18 protein-coding genes are annotated in these 17,423 nt (G+C 36.3%); 3 read left to right on the forward strand and 15 right to left on the reverse strand.

What is annotated here, in order from left to right; translation table 11 throughout:
* Position 1 precedes the first annotated feature (1 nt).
* The 13 genes from neuC to ABGT15_RS08350 form a co-directional block, all read right to left on the reverse strand.
* On the reverse strand, positions 2-1,159 hold the full coding sequence (gene neuC / locus ABGT15_RS08290) for a UDP-N-acetylglucosamine 2-epimerase (protein WP_367230957.1): 1,158 nt from the start codon (positions 1,157-1,159) through the stop codon (positions 2-4).
* Positions 1,160-1,228: 69 nt separating this feature from the next.
* Complete coding sequence (locus ABGT15_RS08295; protein WP_367230958.1) at positions 1,229-2,239, reverse strand: N-acetylneuraminate synthase family protein; 1,011 nt, start codon at positions 2,237-2,239, stop codon at positions 1,229-1,231.
* Positions 2,240-2,262: 23 nt separating this feature from the next.
* Complete coding sequence (locus tag ABGT15_RS08300; protein ID WP_367230959.1) at positions 2,263-3,279, reverse strand: glycosyltransferase family 2 protein; 1,017 nt, start codon at positions 3,277-3,279, stop codon at positions 2,263-2,265.
* 2 nt (positions 3,280-3,281) lie between these two features.
* Positions 3,282-4,175 carry a glycosyltransferase family 2 protein gene (locus ABGT15_RS08305; protein WP_367230960.1) on the reverse strand — a complete coding sequence of 298 codons (894 nt, stop codon included), beginning with the start codon at positions 4,173-4,175 and terminating at the stop codon, positions 3,282-3,284.
* On the reverse strand, positions 4,160-4,963 hold the full coding sequence (locus tag ABGT15_RS08310) for a glycosyltransferase family 2 protein (RefSeq protein WP_367230961.1): 804 nt from the start codon (positions 4,961-4,963) through the stop codon (positions 4,160-4,162). The genes ABGT15_RS08305 and ABGT15_RS08310 overlap by 16 nt, the downstream gene beginning before the upstream one ends.
* Positions 4,954-5,487 (reverse strand): acyltransferase, encoded by a 534-nt coding sequence (locus ABGT15_RS08315; protein ID WP_367230962.1) that lies wholly within the window; start codon positions 5,485-5,487, stop codon positions 4,954-4,956. Before ABGT15_RS08315 ends, ABGT15_RS08310 begins: the two co-directional genes overlap by 10 nt.
* A gap of 182 nt (positions 5,488-5,669) precedes the next feature.
* Complete coding sequence (locus ABGT15_RS08320) at positions 5,670-6,899, reverse strand: glycosyltransferase (RefSeq protein WP_367230963.1); 1,230 nt, start codon at positions 6,897-6,899, stop codon at positions 5,670-5,672.
* Between the two features lie 5 nt (positions 6,900-6,904).
* On the reverse strand, positions 6,905-7,651 hold the full coding sequence (locus ABGT15_RS08325; protein WP_367230964.1) for a glycosyltransferase: 747 nt from the start codon (positions 7,649-7,651) through the stop codon (positions 6,905-6,907).
* A gap of 10 nt (positions 7,652-7,661) precedes the next feature.
* Positions 7,662-8,237 (reverse strand): acyltransferase, encoded by a 576-nt coding sequence (locus ABGT15_RS08330; protein WP_367230965.1) that lies wholly within the window; start codon positions 8,235-8,237, stop codon positions 7,662-7,664.
* 6 nt (positions 8,238-8,243) lie between these two features.
* The gene (locus ABGT15_RS08335; protein WP_367230966.1) at positions 8,244-9,053 is read right to left on the reverse strand and encodes a glycosyltransferase family 2 protein; all 810 of its coding nucleotides are present in this window, start codon (positions 9,051-9,053) and stop codon (positions 8,244-8,246) included.
* Positions 9,053-9,925 (reverse strand): FkbM family methyltransferase, encoded by an 873-nt coding sequence (locus ABGT15_RS08340; RefSeq protein WP_367230967.1) that lies wholly within the window; start codon positions 9,923-9,925, stop codon positions 9,053-9,055. Before ABGT15_RS08340 ends, ABGT15_RS08335 begins: the two co-directional genes overlap by 1 nt.
* Position 9,926: 1 nt before the next feature.
* Positions 9,927-11,222 carry an ABC transporter ATP-binding protein gene (locus tag ABGT15_RS08345; protein WP_367230968.1) on the reverse strand — a complete coding sequence of 432 codons (1,296 nt, stop codon included), beginning with the start codon at positions 11,220-11,222 and terminating at the stop codon, positions 9,927-9,929.
* Positions 11,223-11,236: 14 nt separating this feature from the next.
* Positions 11,237-12,106, reverse strand: a complete 870-nt coding sequence (locus tag ABGT15_RS08350; protein WP_367230969.1) for an ABC transporter permease — start codon at positions 12,104-12,106, stop codon at positions 11,237-11,239.
* Between the two features lie 243 nt (positions 12,107-12,349).
* Between ABGT15_RS08350 and ABGT15_RS08355 the strand changes: the two genes are divergently transcribed.
* The 3 genes from ABGT15_RS08355 to ABGT15_RS08365 all read left to right on the forward strand — a co-directional run bounded on the left by ABGT15_RS08355 (position 12,350) and on the right by ABGT15_RS08365 (position 14,232).
* Positions 12,350-12,862, forward strand: a complete 513-nt coding sequence (locus ABGT15_RS08355) for a helix-turn-helix domain-containing protein (RefSeq protein ID WP_367230970.1) — start codon at positions 12,350-12,352, stop codon at positions 12,860-12,862.
* Between the two features lie 155 nt (positions 12,863-13,017).
* Complete coding sequence (locus tag ABGT15_RS08360; RefSeq protein ID WP_367230971.1) at positions 13,018-13,431, forward strand: hypothetical protein; 414 nt, start codon at positions 13,018-13,020, stop codon at positions 13,429-13,431.
* Between the two features lie 66 nt (positions 13,432-13,497).
* Entirely contained in the window at positions 13,498-14,232 is a 735-nt protein-coding gene (locus ABGT15_RS08365) for a tyrosine-protein phosphatase (RefSeq protein WP_367230972.1), read from the forward strand.
* Positions 14,233-14,245: 13 nt separating this feature from the next.
* Here the strand turns inward: ABGT15_RS08365 and ABGT15_RS08370 are convergent, their stop codons facing one another.
* Both ABGT15_RS08370 and ABGT15_RS08375 read right to left on the reverse strand, forming a co-directional pair.
* Complete coding sequence (locus ABGT15_RS08370; RefSeq protein ID WP_367230973.1) at positions 14,246-16,639, reverse strand: GumC family protein; 2,394 nt, start codon at positions 16,637-16,639, stop codon at positions 14,246-14,248.
* 3 nt (positions 16,640-16,642) lie between these two features.
* Positions 16,643-17,407, reverse strand: coding sequence for a polysaccharide biosynthesis/export family protein (locus ABGT15_RS08375; RefSeq protein ID WP_367230974.1), 765 nt, complete (start codon positions 17,405-17,407; stop codon positions 16,643-16,645).
* Positions 17,408-17,423: the final 16 nt, after the last annotated feature.

A 17,423-nucleotide genomic window follows, 5' to 3' on the forward strand; every position in this document is an offset into this window, starting at 1 on the left:
ATTAATACATTATAGTTTTGTGAAACTGTAACGGTAAGGACTCCAATAAATTCGCGATGGCTTCACCGGCTTTTCCGTTACCGTAAATAAAAGAGGGAGCTGCCTTTCCGTTTTGAATAATATTTTGAATCGCCGCTTCTATATCATGCTGATTGTAATCCACATCCACTACATTATTTCCGCGGTCTCTTTTATTTTGTCTGGATCCGATGTTAACAACCGGAACACCTAAAAAAGCGCATTCTCTGATACCCACACTTGAATTCCCGATTAAACCGTTACTGTTTTTAAGTAGTTCCAGAAAATCTTTGCCTTCCATATTTTTAAAGAAATGAACCTGTGGCAGCTGATGTTGCTCCCTAAAAGCTCTTATCCCACTGGAAGTACCGTCGGCACCGGCATCAACATTAGGCCAAAACCATAACGTAGGCTTATTTAATTTGTAAACGGCTTCCAAGGTAGCCTGAATATGCTTTCTTGAATCTTTATATTCATTGGTTACCGGGTGTTGCATCACTACCAGATACCCTTCAGACAAATCGGGCGCAGCTCCTACACCGCCATACTTTTCATACGGATTAAACGAAAGAGCTGTTTTATTTTCAACTTCCAGTGCCAAATCGATGGAAGGACATCCGGTATTAAATACCATTTCGGGGTTTTCCCCTAACTTTAACACTCTTTCTTTAGCGCTTTCGGAAGCCACAAAATGATAATCGGATAATTTGGTAATGGAATGACGGACTTTTTCGTCAATATTTCCGGTAACCTCACCGCCTTGAATATGTGCCAAAGGAATATTCATATACGAAGCCGCAATAGCCGTTGCCATCGTTTCAAATCGATCGGCAACGGTAACGACAATATCCGGTTTAAGGTTATCAAAAACAGTTGACAATTCCAAAATACCTATACCTGTAGTTTTGGCAGCAGCAGTAAGATTTTCACCTTCCAACACATTAAAAACTCGTGCGGCGATTTCAAATCCGTCTTTTTCAATATAGTTTACAGCCGAACCATAACGATCCAACAAAGCTGAAGCAGCAACTACTAGTTGAAGCTCCAGTTCCGGATGCTCTTTGATGGCGGCTAAAACGGTTTTAACTCTACTGTATGAAGGTCTTGCAGTAATAACAACTGCAATTTTTCTTTTCGGCATTTTTTCAGGTTTTCAGTTGCTAAATGTAGCTAAAAAAGTGGAATGTATAAAATCAAACCTCCATTGTCTTTAGTCTGACAAATCCGTTTCGTTAAGAAAATCCCATTGTTGCAGGTCATTTTTCAAAGCCTTCCCTATGACGTTTTCAAAATTACGGGCATCAATCCCGAATCCTTTTGGTTTTTTTGTTTCCAAATCATCAAAACTGATAATATGTCCTTTAGAAAGATTTTTATTAACTGCTAATGATTTTTCAAATATTGACTTCAGTGTGGTGTATTGTTCGTTTTGATTTTTATCTATGGGAGATTGTATTGCTTTATATACATCGTTTACATCTCCTACTAAAGCGTGAACCTCATCAATGGTTAATGATGATTTTGAATCCGGCCCAAACATCTTTCTGTCAAAAACCACATGGAATTCTAAAATTTCTGCTCCCAATGCCACAGCGGCAATATTAGTAGCTGTTTTGGCAGAATGATCGGAAAACCCAACCGGTACCCCGTAACGTTCTTTTAATTCCTTTATAACATTTAACCCGTATTGCTCTGGTTGAGTAGGATACGATGTAGTGCATTGCAGTAGGGAAAAGTCAACATTTCTCGATTTTAAAAATGTAACGGTTTCGTTTAATTCCTTATAACTGCTCATTCCGGAAGACAGGATAACAGGTTTCCCGGTTTTTGCAATTTTCTCAAGCAAGAGCCAATTATTTACTTCTCCGGAACCTATTTTGTAATACGCAACGCCAATTTCTTCCAGCCAGTCCACCGCCAAATTACTGAAAGGTGAACAGATGAAGTCTAATCCAACTTCATCACAATGCTTTTTTATTTCCTTCCATTGTGCCAAAGTAAAGCCCATTCGTTTCCAATAATCATAGCGCGTCGCATCTTCATAAGAAAACTTAATCCGAAACGGTTCATGCTGACTACTTTCCGCTTCAGCGATGTGCATTTGAAATTTTATCGCCTGAACTCCGGTTGTCGCAACGGAATCTATATAGGAATGAAGAATGCCTAAACTGCCTTCGTGGGCCTGGCCTATTTCGGCGATTAGATAGGGGGTGTTATTCATATTGATTTATTCTTAAATCTTGTCTAATACTTCTCTGCCTGCACTTTTGTTAATCCTTTGCCGGCAATAAACCATTTCCAGACGAACTTATTAAAAATTACTTTAGAGAAAAGCTTAACTTTTACGTATGCACTAATATAATTCTCTTTATGATTAACTAAATTTGGCAAATTTACTTTTTGATTACAAACCACTAAATCATTCAACTCGGATATCATCCAGTCTTCCGGAACATTCCCCATATGATAAGTAAAATTATCCTGTGTCGATAATCTCCAATAGCCTTTTTCTGCAATTGGTTTATCCAACAAATTATTTATGCTCTTTCCTCCTAAACTGTGAACAGAAAAACGTGTAGTCCAGTTATCAAAAACACTCCCTTTATAGGTAGCGACAAAATGTCCGGCACCAACCACTGCTTTTTGTTCTCCTTTGGAAAGCGTCAATATTTTTTTAAGATGCTCAACATTAAATAAATCCGGCTTACCTATACTGTGAGCGAAAGCGGATAAGGCTTTTGGATTTTTAACATCCGTAAAAAAAAGTTGCTTCGAAAAGAGATTGTCGAATAAAATACCAGACGTAAGATAACGAACCATTTTTGAATTTGGTGTCGTCGAAACAACCCCAGCCTTTGGAAATGTTTCAAAAACATCATACGTTGATTGCTGCCAATTATTTAAAAACAACACATCGGCATCTGTAATGGTAACCAAAGGAAAATTATGTCCTGTAACTCCTTTTAAAATCGCATTCAGTTTTCCAATTGCAGTTGTATGCATTAACTCCTGAATTTTAGCTTCCTTATAGAGCTGATCCAGATAGTCAGTTACTTCACGACAACTACCGTTATTAATTATTGTAAAATACGTTTGGTGGTGACTCGTTTTAAAAAGTGATTCTATACTATACTTAAAGATTTGGAAACTGTCTTTAAAATACCCCTCAAAATTCGGGATGTAAACAGGAATTATCACCTGATGAAAAAAATCATGTTCGGCTACTTCCTTATTTTTGCTGGGATTAAAACCAATTCTCATAATTACTTCTTAAAAACAACTACATAAACCATCATTTTAAGCAAACCGCTTCGTAAAATCCAGAAAAGATCCAACAAAAAAAGATTTTTTATCGTTAGCGAATAACTCACTTTAATCATGCTGATCTGCTTTCTGCATAATGCCATAATAAAGAAACGATAATCCCGATGATTTATCTGACCTTTCTTTAAATACTGTTCACATACATTCTTCAAATATAAAGGTAATAAAAGATAGTTCCGTTTATTACCTGAAATATTACTAGAATGCACCCTATACTGTACCAAAGGAGAATCTACATAATAAAATTTAGTCTCAAAAGCACATCGTGTCCAAAATTCGGTATCTTCACCGGCAGCAGGCATTTCTTCATTAAAAAAACCTACCTTATCTACAATTTCTTTTCTTATAAATGAGGTTGGCATCATAACCGTCCAATTTCCCATCATTTTAAAAAGAACCGCACCATGCTTCACATCGGATGTTCCGGGACGTCCTATAATTCTGTTTTGCAAAATTCCCTTTTCGTCAATTACTTCGCAACAACCGTGAACCAGACCAAAATCGGGGTTATTTTCCAAAATAGTTACCTGAACTTCTAATTTGTTGGGCAACCACAAATCATCATCGTCTACAAAAGCCAAGTATTTTCCCTTTGCCCTCTTAATTCCTTCATTTCTTGGTTTGGCAGGACCTCCGCTGTTGGCAATCTTAACATACTGAACTTTAGCTATTGAAGCACAAAGCTCTTGGTTAGCATCATTAGGTGTACCGTCGTCTACAACTATTATTTCAAAATCTTGAAAAGTCTGATTTACGACACTTTCTAAAGTAAGCTTCAGATACTCAGTTCTGTTATATGTCGGAATAATAATACTGACTAATGGATACGACATACGTGCTTAATTTTATTCACAATTCGTTTCCCAATTCCGGAAAGTGTCTTTTTTTTAACCTGATTTAACTCGCTTTCAAGAGCAAGCATTTTTTTATAATCTTCATAATAAACGCCATAATATTCCTGAAACATCATCTCATCTTCAGTAATTTTTATTTTTTTGTGCGCTACTGTGTTACTTACCCCTGACAAATCGAAAACAGACAATGCATAATTAATATGCCTGAAAATAAACTGATTGCTTAAAAAACATTTAATATAAAATGCTCTGTCTGAAACTATACGATACTTTTCGTCATACATCCCCATTTTTTCAAAAACGTTTTTATGAAACAGCGTACTTTGATGTGGCAATGAGGTTCGCATAAAAAACAAAGGCGTCAAATGATCGGGATACACTTTTCCTCCCTTTTCAAATTTATAATCGCCATAAATAATATCGCCTTCAAAATCCGGATGGGTTACAAAATCTTCTAAAGCGGTATTGCCATTAAAAACATCGCCGCTGTTCAAGAACAACAAATAATCTCCGGTTGCTGCGTTGATTCCTTTATTCATGGCGTTGTAAATACCGGTATCCTTTTCACTTACCCAATAAGTTAAATCTGACTGATATTTCCGAATAACTTCCCGGCTCTCGTCTGTGGAATATCCATCAATAATTATAAATTCAATTTCTGGATAGGTCTGTGAGACAACAGAAAGAATTGTAGCTTCCAAACCTGCCGCATCATTATAGTTTATAGTTATTACTGATAAATGCACCTTGCTCTTAATCATTTCCATGAAACATCATTTTTAATTACTTTGGCAGGATGGCCTGCAATTAAAACTTTTTGCTCAGTAAAAACTCCCCGTACAACAGAATTGGCGGCAATAACACTTCCATCTGGAATAACACTTCCTTTATATATTTTCACTCCACAACCAATGCAAACATTATTACCAATTACAATTTCATTGCTTTTTTCTTTCATTCCGGCATAAACAATGGCATGAAAATCTTCATCTAGGAATTGACAGTCCCAAGAAATTGCACAATTATCACCTATGGTTAATCCGTGCATAATGATAAATGTAGTATTGGGGTTAACATACCCCCCTTTACCTATCAATACTTTTGCATTGGATCCGATATCGAACCTACACCCTCTACCGATCGAATAATTCCCGGAAAACATAAGTTTTCCTTTAACATTCAACAATGTGGTATCTCGTTTGTCAGAAAATCCGACATAGCGCATTCCTATTTCCAGTTTATCGTTGGTTTCAATATTAGACAATCCTTTAATCAAAACTTTATGATGCACTATTATGTTTTTACCATAAAAACGATACTGAAAATATTTGCAGATAGTTATAAAAAAATTACTTTCTGCTATTTTACATTTCCTGTAAATTGTGGCAATTTTTTTTATCAGCATTTTTTATTGTAAACTAAGTTATTGTAAATTAAAGAATATCTATTTAAAATTAAGAATATGCTTCCAAATCACTTCATGAGTTCCTTGTACAAAGCAGTATAAGCTTTTGCCTGTTTTGCAAAACTAAAATTATCTTCGGCATATTTCCGAATAGCCTCACGTGGGTACTCGCTTCTGTTTGCATATAACTTCTCAATAGCCTCGGCTAAACTTTTACCATTCATTTCTTTAGCCAGCACTCCTGTTAAATGCTCGCGCACATGTTCCTGCATTCCTCCGTGATTGAAGCTAATTACGGGGGTTCCGCAAGCAAAAGCTTCCAACATCACGTTGGGTAAATTATCTTCCCGACTGGGCAATACAAAAGCATCCGCCAAAGCATAAACAGTGGCCATTCTTTCGACTGAATCGATATTACCTAAGGCTACATTTTTCAATTTTGTACCTTCTGCTTTCCCTTTTCCAATAGTAACTATCGTAATAGGCAAATGTTCCAGTAAATGTAAGGCTTCCAACAGCAAATCAAAACCTTTTCGAGGATTTTCCAAAGTATCGGATACAAACAACAAAGTAAATTCATCCTCTCCGATACCCAATTCTTGCCGCAAAGCTGTAGCGTCCTGAACTTTAAAAACAGCTAAATCTATTGCATTTGGAATACTTATACGCAACGATTGTGGAAAAAAATCATGCTGTATAGCCTCTCTCAATAACCATGCAGAGGGAGCAACTGTAACGCCGGTCTTAATATTTTGAATACTTTTCTCTTTTATTTCTTTTATCGCCCGATCAAAATTTCCTGCACTATTTTTATTGCGCACTTCATCTTCCTTATAATGAAAAATCCCCTGAAACGGATTCATATCATGCAGCGTCCATACGATAGGCTTTTGACAGTTTTCAAAAAAACTGGAATAATCCGCAATTCCTGAAATCCAATGAAGATTAATTACATCGGCTTCCAATACTAAGGGATGCTTGTGCAATTCAAAAGAACTGAAAGGCAAAGAAGTAATTTCACACTGCAATTGGGGCACTAACTTGACCAGTGTCGTTTTAGCTTTCTGAGCTGGACTTGGCCAGAACAAAATCTTTATTTTGGTTAACAGTCGCTTTAAAACAGATGGCTTTTTATAGTTAAAAAAAGGATCATCTAATTGTTGATTAGTATAATCTAAAGTTAAGTTCGCAGACAGATATGCTGACGAGACACCGTTGGATGACAAGGCATTATGCAGTCGTAATGCAGCAATACCGGCACCTCCTTTAGCCGATGTTGTGATGTGTAATACTTTCATAACTATTAGTTTCCTATTACGCTGTGGTACAACTTTCTTAGAAATTCCTTAGCGTAACGTCTAAAATACGAATAGGAATAACCATAGCAAACAAAATCGGTAAAAACACTCATTATTTTATTGATAAGCGTAAAAACGTTTTCCTTTTCTGGCGCTCTCCAGGAATGGTCCCAGAGATGAACGGCATAACTGTTTGTCGTGATATATTTTGCATAATCTTCCAATCGGTTTTCGAAAGACAGCGGATAAAAAAAATCTGGAGGGAAGATAATTTCACCCACCTTAACGGTATCTGTATTAATCAGCGGGCTGAACGTATGCGTGATAACCGGTGGTGAAAAAACATTAAACTCGTTGGTATCGTAAAATGTTGCCATTTGCTTTAAAAAAAAATGTTGTGGCGTTGCACCAAACAATCCAAATGCTACCCTCCCTTTTACCTCTTCGGCTGTAAAAAAATCGTACTGCAACAATTCGTTAATGGGTTTGAGTAACAACATATCGGTATCCAGATAAATCCCACCTTCGTTTAAAAGTACTTTGGTTCTTATATAATCCGCAACAAAAGCATATTTTTTCTTTCGTAAGGCATTGCGATAAAAAGCATTGGCATATTTTTTGGAATTGGATTCGTTCCACTCGATAATTTCGAAATCCGGACAAAATTGCTGCCAGGAAACAAGACATTCCTGAAACACTTTTGATTTGGATTTAGGACCAAACCAGCAATAATGTAATTTTTTAGGGATCATAAGTATCGTTTTAGATTACAAAAACAGATCCGTTTACTTTGGCACTATCAATCATTCCTTTCTTCTTTTCAGCACTGATATTGGCTCTCAAAGTATATGTTTCATCAAATGTATTGCTAAGGTTTATTTCCGCTTTTTGCTTTTCAACAAAATCATTTGTCAAACAAATAAACTTGGCAGGATTACCAGCATACACAGAATTTTCAGGTATATCTTTGGTAACTACAGAACCTGCGCCTACAATAACATTATCAGCAATGGAAACACCTGGCATAACAATACTGCCAGTACCAATAAAAACATTATTTCCTATCGTTACATTTTTGACTTTAGTGTAATTAAGATGCATTTTTGTACTCGCATCATGTGCTAAAATATGAACTCTTGGCGCCAAAGTTACATTATCGCCTATAGTGATATGCCAACAGTGTGAAAAATCTATAATGCATTCTGGAAGCATGTTAAAATTCTCACCTACTTTTAACCCGTTTTCTTTAAGCTTATCTAATAATGTTTTAGGAGGAATTTTGGAATTGTTATTTAATCCTAATGCCTTTATTGCTAATCTCTTCAAAAGACTTTTCATGTAATTTTAAACTATTTTAGTTAAAATCCTTAAAATCATCGAACTTATTTTCCTTCCTATATTAGATTGCTCTAGCTGCTGAAGCATTTTAAACCGGTTCATATTAAGCAGGTTTTTGTTTTGCTCTGCGTTAACATAGTCATCATAGAAAAAAGAAAATTCATTACTCAAAACATTTTTTCTTTCCTGATCCCTTATTAAAGAGCCTTCACCTCCAGAACTTATCCCATCTAAATAATAAGTACTTAATACTTCATGTACAGCCAAATAAGACGCTTTGTGAAATATTATGGCATGAATAAAAAATTTCCAATCCGCAACAATTTTGAGCGTTTCATCATACAATCCCACATTATCAAACAATTCTCTCTTAATAAGAACAGACTGATGTGCAAAGGTATCTTCAAATAAAAAAGAAAATTTAGGTTTGTTTGGATGTGCCTTTATCTGATCATACCCTTGTCCATATACATGTATATCAAAAGCAACCAAGTCATAATCCGTAAGATACTGATTATTTTTAACCAATACGTCATTAGTATAAAAATGGTCACCACTGTTGAGAAAAAGCAAATAGTCTCCGGTTGCCATTTTTATCCCTTTGTTCAGGGCATTGTAGATTCCGGTGTCTTTTTCGCTAATCCATTTTGAAATATAAGACTCGTTGTTTTTTATAATTTCTACACTTCTGTCTGTGGAACCTCCATCAATTACTATATATTCCATATCCGTGTAACCTTGGCTTATTACACTTTCGATGGTTCTTTGCAGACCCGATGCATTATTATAATTTATGGTTATAACCGACAACTTCATTAGGCTTTCTTCTTCGCGATTAAATTATCATATGGATAATGTGTTTGCTTTATTTCTTTCACAAGATGCTGCCCATCTATCCTATACCATTCATACCCTAAATTTTCCAGTAATCCGAATATTTCGTTTACAAAATAACCAGCATTCAAGGTGTTTTCCTCGGTAAACTCTACCATAACAATTGGGGAATACTCTGAAAAAAACTGTTTACCCCCCTGTATTACGAATTTTTCCCAACCTTCAACATCTATTTTTACAAATTTCACTTTGCTTTTATCTACACTCTCCAATTCATTATCCAAAGTAGAAACTCCTATACTGATCTCCTTCCTTAAGCGTTTATCATTGGTTGGTGCAAAAGAATTCCAGGCATCAAACCCTGTATCAGAATAATAAAACGTGAGGGAATCCTCTTTATCGGAAAGACCAATATTCCGAGCATCAATATTTTTCAGTTTATTTAGTTCTATGTTGTCTGTCAGCCTCTTAAAAGTATTCGGAAAAGGTTCAAATGAAATTACTTTCCCACTAGCACCAACTTTTTCAGCGGCAAGCAAACTAAACAGCCCAATGTTTGCACCTATATCAATAAAGGTATCTCCTTCATTTATATTAGAAAGCATGCACTTTAACTCTTGCTCTTCAAAATTACCCTTATATATAAATCTGGATAAAATGCTGTCTTTATACAAATAGATTTGAAGAGTTTTATTTATCGGATATAAAATTCGTTCATCTTTTTTAAACAGATGTTTCCACTTTAAATTATCAGACTCATTCTCTTTTTTTTCAAAATATCGTATTACTTTCTGAGAGTTCACATTTAAAAACACCGAAACCCTGTAAAATAAAAATTTAAAAACTTTGTCCATTCTACTTTTTTTGTTCTGTAACCCAAGTAATCTCAGGCATGATTAATCCTGGTCTGTTATCTTTATAAGCCTTGTTAACCCCCTTGGAATTATATACCAAAAAGTTAACGCCTAAATCATTGCTGTTTGCTATCCATCTTACCGCGTGTATTCCAATAGCTATTCTTATCGAATAAAGACCGGATCGTAAAAAATTTGAAGGTATCTTCCCAATTGCTTTATAAACGCCTGAATCCGTATACTGTATATCATCGGAGGTATCATCATGAAAAGTTCTGAATACAACATGATCTGAACTCAAATCAATTAGATCAAATCCTACTCTTAAGCCTTTAATCCTATTCAATACTTCAAACTCATATTCTACCAATACGTCTTCATCACTTACAAAATTTAATTCATCCGCATTTTTTTGATAAACATCACATCTCAGGAGTCTGAAATCTTTATCTTCTGTTGTTTCAATAAACTGTTCGATGTTTACTATCAGGTTAGTTTCATTATCTTTCAAATAATTGGAAACCCCTTGATCTACCTCCCCATTAAAACTTATCATACCATTCTTAACGATAATCAGCTTGGAACATAAACTTTTAATTGCTTCCATATTATGGCTTACAAAAAGTACCGTTCTTCCTTCTCCTCTAGATATATCTTTCATCTTCCCGATAGCTTTTTTTTGAAATTCCACGTCTCCAACTGCTAAAACCTCATCAACTATCAAAATCTCCGGCTCCAAAAAAGCAGCTACAGCAAACGCCAAACGCACGGTCATACCACTGCTGTATCGCTTGGTTGGGGTATCAATATAACGTTCGCATCCTGAAAAAGCGATAATCTCGTCCATTTTGGAGGCTATTTCTTTTTTGGTCATCCCTAGAATGGCACCGTTCAGGTAAACATTTTCACGTCCGGTTAATTCTGGGTTAAATCCTGTTCCTACTTCAAGCAAGGACGCAATACGTCCTCTGGATTTGATGGTTCCGGTAGTAGGTGCAGTCACTTTCGACAATATTTTAAGTAAGGTCGATTTCCCGGCACCGTTTTTCCCGATTACTCCAAGGACTTCACCGCGTTCCACCTCAAAATTAATATCCTGCAAAGCCCAAACATATTCGCTGTCCCCTTTCCGGGTACGGTCATTGGTTTCCCCCACTTTTAAATACGGATCTTCTTTTCCTCTGATAGCATGCCACCAGCGGTTAAGGTCGTGACTTAACGTGCCTGTACCAACAGTCCCCAAACGGTACTGTTTGGAAATATTTTCAACTTTTAAAATTATATCTTTCTCTTCCATTTCTCTAAATCCTGCTACACGGTATCGATAAAGCTCTTCTCGGTTTTATTAAAGGACAATATTCCTATGGTCAAAATCAAAAAAGTAACGCCAATGGTATACAAAATACCAGACAATGATACTGTTCCCATATCCAACAATAAGTATCGTGCAGCCTCAACAATATAGGCTAACGGATTATAGTGAACCAACCAGGCATATTCCGGAATTTTCTCCTGCAATAAAGCCATAGGATACATTACTGCCGAACCGTACATCAACAATTGTACACCGAAAACCACCAGAAAAGACAAATCCCTATACTTTGTTACCATTGATGAAATGAACATTCCTAAACCTAAACCCAGTATCCCCATCAGAATAACCAGAAAAGGATACAGAAACACCATTTTATTAGGAGCTACTATTGTCCCGTTAAGCACATAGTATAAATAGAACGCAATAAAAATCAGGAATTGTATCCCAAACTTTAACAGATTGGAAATTACAATAGACAATGGCATAATGATGCGTGGAAAATACACTTTCCCAAACACATTAGCATTCTTTTTAAAAGTATCGGAGGTTTCGTTTAAACAAGCCGTAAAATAATTCCAAATAGTTATCCCGGCCAGATTAAAAAGAAACGGCGGAACACTTCCGGTAGAAATTCCGGCAACATTATTAAAAATCAGTGTAAAAATAATCGAAGTAAACAAAGGCTGAATAAGATACCACAACGGCCCCAAAACAGTCTGCTTGTAAACTGTAACCACATCACGCTTTACAAAAAGCATGAGCAAATCCCGATAATGCCAAACTTCTTTCAGATTCAGGGAAAAAAAATTGTTTTTCGGCCCAATTTCATAAAGCCACTCCCCTTCAGCAAAACTTTTCTTTTCCATCTATGGTTATGCGTGTTTTTTATAAGTTTCCAAAATTAAACTATTTTACCAACTGACCAAGCCAACTAACGCAAAAATAACCGTTTGGTACTTGTTAGCTTTTTCTTTTTGAAGCATAAGCCTCGTAGCAAAATATTTTCACAAAAACTGATTGCCACAACTTTTGTGGCAAAATATTTGTCTGATAAAAATTTGCCACCGCTTTTGTGGCAAAAAAAACTTTCGCAAAAAAAATGCCTCATTATGAAAAAAAGAGAAACATTAACAAAAAAATTAGGCCTTACCCAAATTGAGATTGCTTCTTTACTGGGCGTAACAAGAACCCAATGGTCTATGTATGAAATTGGCAAACGCAATTTACCCTTAGACGCCAAAAAAACTATTGCAGCACTGTTGCAACAACATAAAAACAGTAAAAAAACAGAAAAAGCCAAACCCTTACTGTCTTATGATGAGGTACAAAAAAATATTGACTATTTAAAAAATGAACTCACCAACACCAAACACCAATTAATAGTAGTTGAAAAGAAAATAACCAATTTGGAAAACAAATACAGGGCTTACACTAATGCAATGGAAACACTTTCCTTTTTAGGAACAAACAAAAATGACAGCCAATTTCACACAGCCTGTATCGAATTAAGGCTTAAAAAAAGCTTAAAAAGAAACCCGCCTTATCGTTTAGAACAGCTTCAGTTTAAAAAAGAATGCCTTGAAATGTTAAAACTCAAAATTGAAGAACAATTAAAAAAGTAGCAAATATCTCTAAAATTCAACCACATAACCTAAATCAAAAACAGCCATAAAATACCTACAAATGTTAAAATTATTTCAATTGATTTTTGTACGATTTTTTTGGCACAGCATTTGAAAAGCGTAAGAGTATTATTAACTTTTAAAAAAATTAAATTATGTATTCATTAAACAAAATCAGTACGATTGCAGATTGTGATGTATTATTAGCCTGGGCCGAAAAAGAAAAATCCGATTTGACTTTTAAACAATTATCCGTTGAACGTGTTACCACTAACTATAGTAATATTTCTGTAGAGATTGATGCCATCCTGCAGGGTGTTGTAGCTGAAATTGCAGCTGTAGAAACGGTTATCGCAGTCTTACCGGAAGGCCCTACAAAAGAAGACGAGATTAAAAGAAAAACCCGACTCGAATACAAACGTTTCTTACTGGAAAACAGAAAAGAAAGTTATGGATCGGTAGCCTTGCTGGAAAAAGAGCTCGATCTGGAACGCATTAACAAGGAGTTGGAAGAGGTAGATTTCTTCATCTCAAACATAACTACTCACAAAACAACGCTTCAAGCGTAGAAGAAAAGGTGCCACAGTGCACCTTTTTTACTGTTTACAAATTGTAAAATTAGCTACCTTTGCCCCATGTTATCGTTTTTAAAATCCAAACCTCTATTAAAAGACCTGATTCCGGAAGGATATACCGACATCCATTCCCATTTGTTATTCGGAATAGACGACGGTGCTAAAGTACTGGACGACACTAATTTCCTGATGCAGTCTTTTTTAGATTTAGGTTTCTGCAATGCCATTACCACCCCGCATACCATTGAGCATGTTTGGGACAATACCCGTGAAGGAATTCTTGAAAAATATGAAGAAGTAAAAAGCCTTTCACCGGAACTGACGACAAAACTTAAGCTAAAAACCGCTTCCGAATACATGATGAACGAAAGTTTTTTTAAACTTTTTCAATCGGAACCTCTATTGACCTTAAAAGACAAACACGTTTTGGTGGAGCTGTCCTACTTAAGTCCTCCAATGAACTTATACGACATGTTATTTGAACTACAGTTGGCTGGCTATACCCCCGTTTTGGCCCATCCGGAACGTTACGGTTTTTTTCATCAGAATTTTTCGGAATACAAAAAACTGAAAAAAGCGGGATGTTTGTTTCAGCTTAATTTATTATCCTCAGTAGGTTATTATGGTCCGGAGGTAACCGAAACCGCTGAAAAACTGCTAAAAAAAGGACTAATTGATTTTACAGGATCTGATGTTCACCATAAAAATCATATTGAAGCGTTCGGTAAAAAAGTAAAATTTAAAGATTCGCAAGCGCTTGTCCAAGCCATGAAACAAAATGAATTTTTCAAATAAAAAAAAAGAGGACTTACTCCTCTTTTTTTATTTTATTCAGCAACTGCTTTATCCAACTTTTCTTTTCTTTGTCCGGCCCATAGCCATAGCCGTAACCGTAAACGCCATAACCATAGCCATATCCTTTATTAATATCAGTATCGTTCAACAACACTGCCATATTTGGCAATTTCTTTTCCTGATACAGCTGATGCGGCACTTTTAAGAATTGCTTATCCAGATAATTAGCCCGGATAACATACACAAAAGCATGGGCAAACTGCGCTATTAAGAGCGTATCCGTTACCAAATGAATCGGTGAGGTATCCACAATGATGTAATCGTATTCTTTTTTAAACTTATCAAATAGCTCGCCTACGCGTTTATTCATTAACAACTCTGCCGGATTAGGCGGAATAACACCTGAAGGCAAAACATAAAACTGATCAAAGTCCGGGATTTTATAAACAAAATTTTCAATATTGGCATTTGGGGTAGACAGATAATTCGTAACACCTTCTTTTGGCAAGTGCATATAGTCTTCAAGCTTCGGATTTCGAATATCCATCCCCATCAGCAGTACTTTTTTTCCGGAAAGCGCAATGGTTCCAGCCAGATTTACCGCGATGAACGTCTTTCCTTCTTTAGGCAAGGTGGAGGTAATGAAAATCGTTTTAGCTTCTCCGTCAGGAACCTGATTGAGCATAAATTCCAAATTGGTTCGAACAATTCGGATGGCTTCCGCTGAGGCTGAACGACTGTTGGAATCAATAATTTCAGTATTTGAAAACGATTTCGGAACGTCACCAACGAAAGGGACGGTAATTTTTCGTTCAATATCTGCCCTGCTTTTAATTTTGGTATCCAATATATTTTTAACGTAGATAATTGAAAAAGGCAACAAGAGCCCAAACAGCAAAGCACCTCCGTAAATAATATCCCTGTTGGGCGTTATAGGACTGTCGTATTTAACGGCACTGTCAACCACTTTAGCGTTAGGTGCTGTTGTAGCCAGCGATATAGCGGTTTCCTCTCTCTTTTGAAGCAGGTATAAATATAACGATTCTTTAATTTGTTGTTGTCTTCCCAAAGCGCGGGTATTTCGCTCCATCGTCGGCACTTTGTTTATACGGCCGGCGGCCAAAGCGTTTTGTCGGGCTAAATCATTTTTTTTGATCGTTAAGGAAGTGAGCAGCCTTTCTAAACTGGACTTAATATTAACTTTTAACGCATCAATTTTTTTATTGATGGTTTGAATTACAACGTTTTTAGGCCCCGCGTTTTTCAGCATCCTGTTACGCTCCAGAATAAGCTGATTGTATTGATCGATTAATCCGGCAGCATTGTCATCTGCTGTTAAAATATTGGCCGGTAACAAATCGTAGGTATTACTTTTGGATACAAAATCCATCATGGTTCTTGCAATCCGGATTTGAGTTTCAGTTTCAATTTCCTGCTTCTCAAACTCGGAAGCATTCTGAAGAAAAAGACCGGACTGAGATACCAAATCGGCCAACTGATTTTCCTTCTTATAATCTTCCGTTTTTCTTTCCACACCCTCCAGTTCTTCGGAAATAATTTTCAGTCGCTCATCTATAAAATCGGAAGTGTTTTTAAAAATCCTGTTTTTATCGTCAACCACATCCTGATTGTAAACCTCCATGAGTGTGTTTAGAATATCTCTTGCTTTTTCACCTATCGGATCTACAAGGGCAAGTTCTATGATACTCACCTTGTCATTCAGTGTTTTAATTCCCAATCTGCCTTTCAAACCATCCGCCAGCCGTGAAGACGGGGTTATATGCACGATAATCGTATAAGCATAACTGTCGAACTTTTTAAAATTTGCGGTTTGAATTACTTTTAAATCACCTTCTTTCAGTTTAATGGTCGTGCCAAAATTATAGCTACCGATTAATTTTTCGCTTAAAGTATACAGATTAAACGATTTATCACTTACAACTTCCACCTTGTAATTATAGCTGTATTCTTTAAAGTTTTCCTCAACATTGGAAAAAAGAAACTGAATAGGACTGGATTTATATAATTCGGCTGATTTTACAACACCTTCATGGATATAAGTAGTTTCAAGACCTAATTCCCTAACGGTGCGTTCAAGTATTGTGCGGGAACGGATAATTTCAATTTCGTTATCGACATTGCTCTTTACTTTGGGGAACAAGCCCATATCGGCAAATGCTTCAGATTCCGTACTGATACTTCCGCCTCGCCATTCGTCCTTAACCAGTAACGTTGCTGCAGATTTATAGTGTGGAACAGAATACCGCAGATAAATAAAGGCAGCCAGTAAAGCCAAGCCTGCACTCAAAACAAACCACTTCCAATACTTCAGGTATAAAAACACCTGTTCACGCAAGGTGATTTCGTTTTCAAATTGTTCGGTATCCTGATCGTTATAATGCTCCATTTCTTATATTCTAGTAATTACCAGTATGGCCGTTAAAGTAGCCGACAATATCGCAATACCCAAACTTAAATTAGGTCCCACCGCAGAAGAATGAATCTTTGTGTTGTTAGGTTCTACATACACCACATCGTTTTGCATCAAATAATAATAAGGGGACTCGATAAATTTTGAATCGGTTAAATCGACCTTGCTTATGGTTTTCACGCCGTCTATCTCCCGAATAATGGTCACATTTTTTCGTTTCCCGTAAATTGTTAAATCACCCGATTTACTTAGCGCTTCCAACAAAGTGATTCTTTCACCTCTGATTGTATGAGTTCCAGGCATATTAACCTCACCTAAAACCGAAATCTTAAAATTGATGATTCGTATATGTACCACGGGCTGCTGGATATAATCGGCTAAAATTTGTTTTATTTTTTCGACAGCCTCCAAACGACTAAGTCCTCCCACTTTTATTTTTCCCACCTGCGGAAAATCAATTTCCCCATTTTTGTCGACCAGATAAGACTCCAAATCATTTTGTGAAGACTCTATAGATCCGGATACGCCGTTAACTGCAACAGCCTTCAAATTGTAAGGTGCTGCAACTTCCGGATTTTCAGCCGATACCGTAATATACAACAAATCATCCGATTGAATTTTAGGCTCTTGGACACTTCCCTGTACGGCTTTGCTATCGACTACATCATTCAGATACACAAAGTTTTTTCTTGAGGCACAGGAGGCCAGAAAAATCAAAAGGAATAAACAGACTATTTTCTTCATTAGTAAAATCTTATCA

Origin of the sequence: Flavobacterium enshiense (assembly GCF_040750275.1) — a bacterium.
Taxonomy (GTDB): Bacteria; Bacteroidota; Bacteroidia; order Flavobacteriales; family Flavobacteriaceae; genus Flavobacterium; species Flavobacterium enshiense_B.

Coding starts and splice junctions, on each gene's coding strand:
- neuC (WP_367230957.1), bottom strand. CDS start 1,159: ATGCCGAAAAGAAAAATTGCAGTTGTTATTACTGCAAGACCTTCATAC.
- ABGT15_RS08295 (WP_367230958.1), bottom strand. CDS start 2,239: ATGAATAACACCCCCTATCTAATCGCCGAAATAGGCCAGGCCCACGAA.
- ABGT15_RS08300 (WP_367230959.1), bottom strand. CDS start 3,279: ATGAGAATTGGTTTTAATCCCAGCAAAAATAAGGAAGTAGCCGAACAT.
- ABGT15_RS08305 (WP_367230960.1), bottom strand. CDS start 4,175: ATGTCGTATCCATTAGTCAGTATTATTATTCCGACATATAACAGAACT.
- ABGT15_RS08310 (WP_367230961.1), bottom strand. CDS start 4,963: ATGGAAATGATTAAGAGCAAGGTGCATTTATCAGTAATAACTATAAAC.
- ABGT15_RS08320 (WP_367230963.1), bottom strand. CDS start 6,899: ATGAAAGTATTACACATCACAACATCGGCTAAAGGAGGTGCCGGTATT.
- ABGT15_RS08325 (WP_367230964.1), bottom strand. CDS start 7,651: ATGATCCCTAAAAAATTACATTATTGCTGGTTTGGTCCTAAATCCAAA.
- ABGT15_RS08330 (WP_367230965.1), bottom strand. CDS start 8,237: ATGAAAAGTCTTTTGAAGAGATTAGCAATAAAGGCATTAGGATTAAAT.
- ABGT15_RS08335 (WP_367230966.1), bottom strand. CDS start 9,053: ATGAAGTTGTCGGTTATAACCATAAATTATAATAATGCATCGGGTCTG.
- ABGT15_RS08340 (WP_367230967.1), bottom strand. CDS start 9,925: ATGGACAAAGTTTTTAAATTTTTATTTTACAGGGTTTCGGTGTTTTTA.
- ABGT15_RS08345 (WP_367230968.1), bottom strand. CDS start 11,222: ATGGAAGAGAAAGATATAATTTTAAAAGTTGAAAATATTTCCAAACAG.
- ABGT15_RS08350 (WP_367230969.1), bottom strand. CDS start 12,106: ATGGAAAAGAAAAGTTTTGCTGAAGGGGAGTGGCTTTATGAAATTGGG.
- ABGT15_RS08355 (WP_367230970.1), top strand. CDS start 12,350: ATGAAAAAAAGAGAAACATTAACAAAAAAATTAGGCCTTACCCAAATT.
- ABGT15_RS08360 (WP_367230971.1), top strand. CDS start 13,018: ATGTATTCATTAAACAAAATCAGTACGATTGCAGATTGTGATGTATTA.
- ABGT15_RS08365 (WP_367230972.1), top strand. CDS start 13,498: ATGTTATCGTTTTTAAAATCCAAACCTCTATTAAAAGACCTGATTCCG.
- ABGT15_RS08370 (WP_367230973.1), bottom strand. CDS start 16,639: ATGGAGCATTATAACGATCAGGATACCGAACAATTTGAAAACGAAATC.
- ABGT15_RS08375 (WP_367230974.1), bottom strand. CDS start 17,407: ATGAAGAAAATAGTCTGTTTATTCCTTTTGATTTTTCTGGCCTCCTGT.